General features: G+C 72.3%; 9 protein-coding genes and 1 pseudogene. All 10 read left to right on the top strand.

Annotated features, from left to right (window positions below; translation table 11 throughout):
• On the top strand, window positions 1-1,313 hold a 1,313-nt coding region (locus ACLEQD_RS33425; RefSeq protein WP_410389604.1), incomplete at its 5' end, for a DNA polymerase domain-containing protein.
• Between the two features lie 85 nt (window positions 1,314-1,398).
• A complete protein-coding gene (locus ACLEQD_RS33420) occupies window positions 1,399-2,937 on the top strand; it encodes a hypothetical protein (protein ID WP_410389603.1) in 1,539 nt (512 codons plus the stop codon).
• A gap of 275 nt (window positions 2,938-3,212) precedes the next feature.
• Complete coding sequence (locus ACLEQD_RS33415; RefSeq protein ID WP_410389601.1) at window positions 3,213-3,557, top strand: hypothetical protein; 345 nt, start codon at window positions 3,213-3,215, stop codon at window positions 3,555-3,557.
• Complete coding sequence (locus ACLEQD_RS33410; RefSeq protein WP_410389606.1) at window positions 3,518-3,871, top strand: phosphoribosyl-dephospho-CoA transferase MdcG domain-containing protein; 354 nt, start codon at window positions 3,518-3,520, stop codon at window positions 3,869-3,871. Before ACLEQD_RS33415 ends, ACLEQD_RS33410 begins: the two co-directional genes overlap by 40 nt.
• A gap of 337 nt (window positions 3,872-4,208) precedes the next feature.
• Entirely contained in the window at window positions 4,209-4,952 is a 744-nt protein-coding gene (locus ACLEQD_RS33405; RefSeq protein ID WP_410389599.1) for a beta-ketoacyl synthase chain length factor, read from the top strand.
• On the top strand, window positions 4,945-5,724 hold the full coding sequence (locus tag ACLEQD_RS33400; RefSeq protein ID WP_410389597.1) for a lysophospholipid acyltransferase family protein: 780 nt from the start codon (window positions 4,945-4,947) through the stop codon (window positions 5,722-5,724). Before ACLEQD_RS33405 ends, ACLEQD_RS33400 begins: the two co-directional genes overlap by 8 nt.
• Complete coding sequence (locus ACLEQD_RS33395; protein ID WP_171414124.1) at window positions 5,711-5,974, top strand: phosphopantetheine-binding protein; 264 nt, start codon at window positions 5,711-5,713, stop codon at window positions 5,972-5,974. The genes ACLEQD_RS33400 and ACLEQD_RS33395 overlap by 14 nt, the downstream gene beginning before the upstream one ends.
• Before the next feature lie 38 nt (window positions 5,975-6,012).
• A complete protein-coding gene (locus ACLEQD_RS33390; RefSeq protein ID WP_120528038.1) occupies window positions 6,013-6,273 on the top strand; it encodes an acyl carrier protein in 261 nt (86 codons plus the stop codon).
• A complete protein-coding gene (locus ACLEQD_RS33385) occupies window positions 6,270-6,821 on the top strand; it encodes a hypothetical protein (RefSeq protein WP_410389596.1) in 552 nt (183 codons plus the stop codon). Before ACLEQD_RS33390 ends, ACLEQD_RS33385 begins: the two co-directional genes overlap by 4 nt.
• Window positions 6,814-7,019: pseudogene (locus ACLEQD_RS33380) on the top strand (4-coumarate--CoA ligase); the annotation flags it as partial. The gene ACLEQD_RS33385 and the pseudogene ACLEQD_RS33380, both read left to right, overlap by 8 nt.

Here is a 7,019-nt window from a genome sequence, read left to right as displayed (position 1 = left end):
CCGCGACGGGCGTGCTGGATCCGCTGCTGGTGCGCGCCTACGTGCGCTCGGGCGCGGCGCTGCCCGCGCACGAAACCAGCGACGGCACGTCCCACAGCGGCGCGGCGCTGCACCTGTTCGCCACCGGCGTCGCGCGACATATCGTGAAGGCGGACGTGGCCAGCCTCTACCCGTCGCTCATGCGCGAGTACCGCATCGGCCCCCGGCGCGACCGGCTGAACGCGCTGCTCGCGCTGGTGGACCGGCTGGTGGATCAGCGCCTGGACGCGAAGGCGAAGGCGAAGAAGGCCCCGCCCGGCTCGCCGGAGCGCCACACGCACGAGGCGTTCTCCGCGGCGATGAAGATCCTCATCAACTCCGCCTACGGCTACCTGGGCGCGGTGGGCCTCACGCGCTTCTCCGACGTGCACGCCGCCAACGAGGTGACGCGGCGCGGGCGCGAGCTGCTGGGCCTCCTGTGCCGCGAGCTGGCGCACCGGGGCGTGACGCTGCTGGAGGCCGACACGGACGGCGTCTACTTCGCGGTGCCGGAGGCCTGGACGGAGGCCGACGAGCGTCGCGTGGTGTCGGAGGTCGCGGCCCTGCTGCCGCCGCGCGTGCGGCTGGAGTTCGACGGGCGCTACGCCGCCATGCTGTCGCACGAGCCGAAGAACTACGCGCTCCAGCCCTACGCCGGGCCGCTCCTGCTGCGCGGCGTGGCGTTCCGCTCCAGCCGCGCGGAGCCCTATGGCGAGGACTTCCTGCGCAAGGCCCTCCAACACCTGCTGGCCGGCGACGTGCGCGCCGTGCGCGACACCTACGTGGACGCGGTGATGGCGCTGCGCCGGCGCCAGGTGCCCACCTTCCAGGTCTCCGCGCAGGTGCGGCTGACCAAGTCCCCCTCGCAGTACCTGGCCACGCGCAAGCAGCGCAGGGAGCTGCCCTACGAAGCCCTGCTCACGAACGGCCGCGAGCACTGGTCCCTGGGCGAGCGCGTGCGCATCTACCGCGCCACGGGCGGCCGGGCGGGCCTCCTCCACGAAGCGGACGCCGAGGACGGCGAACCCGGCCCGGGCGAGCCGGCGGGCGACGACGCGCGCGACTACGACGTCGAGTACTACGTGCGCCTGCTCAAGGACTCGTTCGCGGCCCGGCTCGCGCGCGGCCTGGCCCCGGAGGACTTCGCCACCGTGTTCGCGGACCCCGACCAGCCCTCCCTCTTCACCCCGTCCCTCGCGGACGCCCGGCCCGTGCTCAACGTCGTCCGCGAGCCCACGGGCCCGGAGTTCGGTGAGGACGCGCAGGTGGTTGGAGCCCCGCCCTTCTCACCGTGACTGGAACCCTGCCGTGCCCCGGTTCCTCCGGGAGTCGTGGGGAGGCCTCTGCTACGTTGCGTCAACCTCGATGGCCTTCCCGTTGATGAAGCGTCCCACGCCGCGCGCGCTGGTGGTTCCCGGCGCCGTGGCCCTGCTGCTCCTGCTCCCCTGGCTCATCTACTGGAGCGCGGTCATCCACCGCTACGGGCTGCGTGACGACTACGCCATCCTGAGCGAGGCGCGCGAGGAGCCGGGGAAGATCCTGCGCGTCTGCGCCTCGCAGGGCCGCCCGCTCTACGGCTGGATGCTGGAGGCGTCCGCGAAGGCGGCCGGCGGCATCGACGGGCTGATGGGGCTGCGCCTCATGGGCGTCGCCGGGCTGGGCGTGCTCGCGGCGGCGGTGTTCCTGCTGCTGCGGAAGGAGGGCTGGCGGACGGGCTCCGCGGCGCTGCTGGCGGGGTTCCTCACGGTGACGCCGTCCGCGCAGGTCGTCGCCAACTGGAGCATCTGCTGGCCGCAGGCGGTGGCGCTGATGCTGGGCCTGGGCGCGTTCGCCTTCGCCCGCCGCGCCATGGGCCCGCCGGGGCAGGACGCCCCCATCCGGTGGCCGCTCGCGCTGGCGGCGGTGGGCAGCATGGCCACCGCGACGCTCATCTATCAGGTGAGCGGGCTGTTCTGCGCGGTGCTGCTGGCGGCGTCGCTGGTGGTGCACCGCGACGTGTCGCTGAAGGACACCGCGCGCTGGATGCTCAAGCACCTGCTGGTGATGGGCGCGGGCCTGGCGCTCGCGTACGCCGTCACCCAGGTGCTGTTCAAGGCGGGCGTCTTCCCGCCCTCGCCCCGGATCGCCTTCGAGAAACACTGGGTGGACAAGACCGTCTGGGCGCTCACGCACGTGTTCCCCAACGCGCTCGCGCTGTCCGCGCTCAACGAGGCGCCGGTGGGGGACATGGACGGCTACCGGGCCATGGTGGTGCTCACGCTGACGCTGCTGGGCGTGGGCGTCGCCGTGGAGGGGCGCCGCTCGGGGCGCGTGGGCGTGGGGCGGTGGCTGCTGGCGCTGGTGACGCTGTCGGGCGCGGCGTACTCGGTGAGCTTCCTCGCCGGGGAGCGGTGGCCCACCTACCGCACGCTCAACGCGCTCACCGGCGTGTGGGCCGTGTTCTTCGCCGCGTCGCTGGTGAACCTGGGCACCGTCTGGCCCAGGCACGGCCCGCGCATGGCCACGGCGCTGCTCACCGCGTTCGTGGCCTTCAGCGCCCTGCTCGCGCACGAGCAGTCCCTGGAGCTGTTCGCCCTGCCCCAGGGCCGGGAGCTGGCGGTGATGGAACAGGGCGCCAGCCTCGTCGTCCCGGACCGCAAGCCGCGCGTCTTCGTCCTCACCGCCGGGCAGTCGGACTCCACCGCGCCGTTCCACTACCTGGACGAGTTCGGCTCCGTCTCCGTGGACGCGGAGTGGGTGGCCAAGGAGATGCTCAAGGCCCTGGTGAAGGAGCGCTTCCCCCGCGAGCGCGACGTCAGCGGCCTCTACCGCTTCGCCGCCGGCCCCGTCGCCCCGGAGCCGCGCAACTACGACATCCTCATCGACATGCGCCGCCAGCACGTGAGCGCCGTGAGCCCCATCCTCCAGAAGCCCCGCTAGCGCCTCGCGTCAGGGGAAGCCCTCAGGGAAAGCCCTCAGGAAGCCCCCGCGGCGTGCGCGCGGCTCCCACCCGGATTTCCGGGGAGAAGCGCCGGCCGAGGAGGCTCTCGCGGCGCGTCGTGCAGGTTGGGCCCCACCGGACGCGTGAATCCGGGTAATGAATCGGGCAGTGACGTCCTCCGTTCCCCTTCCGCAACCGCGAGCCCCGGGGGTGGCCCCGTCCCGCGCCGCGGAGGGAGGCCCGTGCTGCACCCGGCCCGAGGAGACGCCCGCTGATGGACGGTGAACGTCCGGTGCGGCACGACTGGGTGTACCTGGGCGCCGGCTGGGCGGAGCAGCTGCGCTCCCCGCCGGGCCCGGACGTGATCGCGCAGGTGACGGCGTGGCGGGAGCAGGGCCGGCCCTTCGCCGTCGCCCGCCAGGACCTCCCGGACCAGGACGACGAGCTGCGCTTGACGCTCACCCTGCCGGACCGCCGCCACCTGTCGCTGCACGTGGCCCTGCCCGCGGTGGAGCGCCGGCTGCCGCCGCCCACGGTGCAGGAGGTGCGCCCTCCGCCCCCGCCGCCTGGGGGCCCGCGCTGGACGACGTCATCGCCCTGGGCACCGCGCTCGACCTGACGGTGGGCGTGTTCGGTTCGCTGGCCTGGCAGCACCGCTCGGGCGTGCCCTTCGTGCGGCCGCTGTCGGACGTGGACCTGCTCTTCACCCCCGCGCGCTGGTCGGACGTGGAGCGGCTGCTGTTCGGGCTGGAGGCGGTGTCCCGGCGCCACTCGGTGGTGCGGCTGGACGGCGAGGTGCTGCTCCCCGACGGCGGCGCCGTGTCCTGGCGCGAGCTCGCGCTGGAGCCCGAGCGCATCTGGGTCACCGGCCCCCGGGGCGCCAGCCCCCGCACGCTCCGCGAGCTGCGCGCCCTCTTCCCCGCCGAGTCCTAGGCCCCGCGAAGCGCCCCCGCGTGAATACACGCGGCCGGTGGGCCGTCACGCTGCGCGCGGCCACGACCCGTTTCCACCCGCCACTCCGAATGCCTCGCAGGGTTTTTTCAGACCTGCGGGATTGCCGAAGGCGCGCCCCCCTGGACAAACCTGCAAGAGCCTGAAAGCGGAGCCAGCGTTGCGCGTTTCGTCAGCAAGTCCGGAGGGTTGCAGCGTCCGCAGGGCAGTCGGGGGGACGGACTCCCGGCGTCCCGGCTGCTTGGACGGGGGGGCCAATTGTCTCCCTGTGAATGGTTTGGTAAAGGTTGTCTTTGGGAGCGCTTGGGGGCCTCCCGTCATGATGATGGGATTCTCCGTACAGCGCTGGGCCGCCTGGGCCCCCGGCCTCGTCAGCCCTGCTTCCTGGGAAACGTGGCTCGCGAAGCCTCACCCGCTCCCGGCCGAAGGTACGCCCGCGCTCTCCGCGATGCCCGCGATGATGCGCCGCCGGGTGGACCGGCTGGGGCGCATCGCGTTGCAGGCGACCTACGACGCGCACGTGGACGCGCCGGACGCGCCGGTCCTCTTCGCCTCGCGCTACGGGGACCTGGGCCGCTCGGTGGAGCTGTTGACGCAGCTGGCGCGCTCGGAGCCGCTGTCCCCCACGTCCTTCAGCCTGTCGGTGCACAACGCCATCGGCGCGCTCTACTCCATCGCGCGGGGGGACACGTCCGCCTACGGCGCCATCGCCGCGGGCGAGGAGACGGTGGAGGCCGCCTTCACGGAGGCGTGCGGCCTGCTGTCCGACGGCGTCCCCCGGGTGATGGTCGTCGTCTACGACGAGCCCGTGCCCACCCCGTGGGAGCACTTCGCCCGGGACGTGGCCTTCCCGCACGCCTGGGCCTGCCTCCTTTCGGCCAGCACGGGCCCGGACGCCGTCCACCTGGGCTGCGCGACCGGCCCTTCGGACGCGCCCGTCACCCGGCAGGCGCCCGACGCCCTCCCGGCGGACCTGCACGTCCTGCGCTTCCTCGTCTCCGGAGCCTCGCGGTGGGAGCACGCGACGGGTGGCCGGCGCTGGCGGTGGGAACGCAATGCTTGAGAAGCTCAACCGGCTGTGGCGCATCTTCGCCACCGGGCTGTCCTTCGCCACCTTCGGGCTGGGCGGGCTCGCCCTGCGCGTCCTGTACTTCCCGCTGCTCCAGCTCCTCGTGCGCGAACCGGAGCGGCAGCAGCGGCTGGCGCGGCTCGCGGTGCACCACACGTTCCGCTTCTTCATCGGCTACATGCGCTTCCTGGGCGTGCTGCGCTACGAGCTGGAAGGCGTGGAGAAGCTGTCGCGCTCCGGGCTGCTCATCCTGGCCAACCACCCGTCGCTCATCGACGTGGTGTTCCTCATCTCGCTGGTCCCCAACGCGGACTGCGTGGTGAAGGCGAGCCTGGCGAACAACCCGTTCACGCGCGGCCCCATCCGGGCCACGCGCTACCTGTGCAACGACTCCGGGCCCGGGCTCATCCAGGACTGCATCGCGTCCGTGAAGGCCGGCAACAACCTCATCATCTTCCCGGAGGGCTCGCGCACGCCGCTGGACGGGACCATGCAGCTGCAGCGCGGCGCCGCCAACATCGCGGTGCGCGGCCCCTGCGACATCACGCCGGTCATCATCCGCTGCGAGCCGCGGGGCCTCACCAAGGGCACGCCCTGGTGGAAGGTGCCCGAAAAGCCCATGCACTACTTCATCCGCGTCGAGGACGACATCCACGTGTCGTCCCAGGACGTGGACGCGGGCGAGGCGGCGAAGGCCGCGCGCCAGCTCACCACCCGTCTGCACGACCATTTCTCCAGGGGGAGCCAGGGCCATGTTGGAGCTTGAGCAGGAAATCAAGCGTCTGGTCATCGAGACACTGAATCTCGAGGACCTCACGCCGGAAGACATCGATCCCGCCGCGCCGCTGTTCGTCGAGGGGCTGGGGCTCGACTCCATCGACGCCCTGGAGCTGGGGCTCGCGTTGCAGAAGTCCTATGGCGTCGTGCTGGCGAGCGACTCCAAGGAGAATCGCCGTCACTTCGCCAGCGTTCGAGCACTCGCGGATTTCGTCAGCACCCACCGCACCCGGTCCTGAAGCTCCCTTTCAAAAAACCAAGCGAGGAAACCACCCCCATGACCAAGCACGAGCTGTTCGAGCGCCTGAGCGCCATCCTCCAGGAAACCTTCGACATCGAGCCGTCCCGCATCATCCCGGAGGCGCGGCTGCACGACGACCTGGACATCGACAGCATTGACGCCATCGACCTGCTGGTGCGCCTGAAGCCGGTGGCCGGCCAGCGCGTTCCGCCGGAGGTGTTCCGCTCGGTGCGCACGCTGCAGGACGTGGTGGACGCGCTCTACGGGCTGCTCGGCAGCGACTCCGCCGCGGCGTGAAGCGTCTGCGTCCGGTGCTGTTGGGGCTCGTGAGCCTCGCCTACCCGCCGCTCGTCTATCTGGGCCTGGGCCACTTCGAGCCCCGCTGGATGGCGCTGCCCCTGGCGGCCATGGCGGTGGTGCGCGCGGTGGCCACGCGGGAGAAGATGTGGCTCGCGGCCGCCGTGGGCGCGCTGGTGCTCGCGGGCTCCAGCATGCTGGGCAACCACGCGCTGCCCCTGAAGCTCTATCCGGTGCTGGTGAACGCGGTGCTGCTCACCGTATTCCTCACCAGCCTGGTGTATCCGCCCAGCGTCATCGAGCGCCTGGCGCGGCTCCGGGAGAAGGACCTGCCGCCGTCGGGCGTGGCCTACACGCGCCGGGTGACGCAGGTGTGGTGCGGCTTCTTCGTCCTCAACGGCGCGCTCGCGTTCACCACGGCGCTCTTCGCGAGCGACGCGACCTGGGCGCTCTACAATGGCCTCATCGCCTACGGCCTCATGGGCCTGCTGTTCGCGGGCGAGTGGGTGGTGCGGCAGCGGGTGCGCGCACGGCACGCCCATGGCTGAGCCGCTCGCACTCGAACACCTCCTCGCCCACGGCCGTCCTTCCGGGCACCCCGTGGCCCGGAGTGAGGACGGCATGCGGGACTTCGGCGCGCTCCGCGCCAGGGTCGCCGGCTGGCTCGCGGCCTTCGCGGCGCACGGCGGCCAGCGCTACGCCCTCTTCACCGAGGACACCTTCGACTTCGCCGCCGCGCTGCTGGG

This window comes from Corallococcus sp. 4LFB (assembly GCF_046520365.1).
In the GTDB taxonomy this organism is placed as follows: Bacteria; Myxococcota; Myxococcia; order Myxococcales; family Myxococcaceae; genus Corallococcus; species Corallococcus caeni.
The sequence above is the reverse complement of the archived record's forward strand: the minus strand, read 5'-3'. Positions and strand labels throughout refer to the sequence as shown.

What these genes read in the sequence shown, in the direction of transcription:
- ACLEQD_RS33395 (WP_171414124.1), top strand. Translation starts at nt 5,711, where the DNA reads ATGTTGGAGCTTGAGCAGGAAATCAAGCGTCTGGTCATCGAGACACTG.
- ACLEQD_RS33400 (WP_410389597.1), top strand. Translation starts at nt 4,945, where the DNA reads ATGCTTGAGAAGCTCAACCGGCTGTGGCGCATCTTCGCCACCGGGCTG.
- ACLEQD_RS33390 (WP_120528038.1), top strand. Translation starts at nt 6,013, where the DNA reads ATGACCAAGCACGAGCTGTTCGAGCGCCTGAGCGCCATCCTCCAGGAA.
- ACLEQD_RS33415 (WP_410389601.1), top strand. Translation starts at nt 3,213, where the DNA reads ATGGACGGTGAACGTCCGGTGCGGCACGACTGGGTGTACCTGGGCGCC.
- ACLEQD_RS33405 (WP_410389599.1), top strand. Translation starts at nt 4,209, where the DNA reads ATGATGATGGGATTCTCCGTACAGCGCTGGGCCGCCTGGGCCCCCGGC.
- ACLEQD_RS33420 (WP_410389603.1), top strand. Translation starts at nt 1,399, where the DNA reads ATGAAGCGTCCCACGCCGCGCGCGCTGGTGGTTCCCGGCGCCGTGGCC.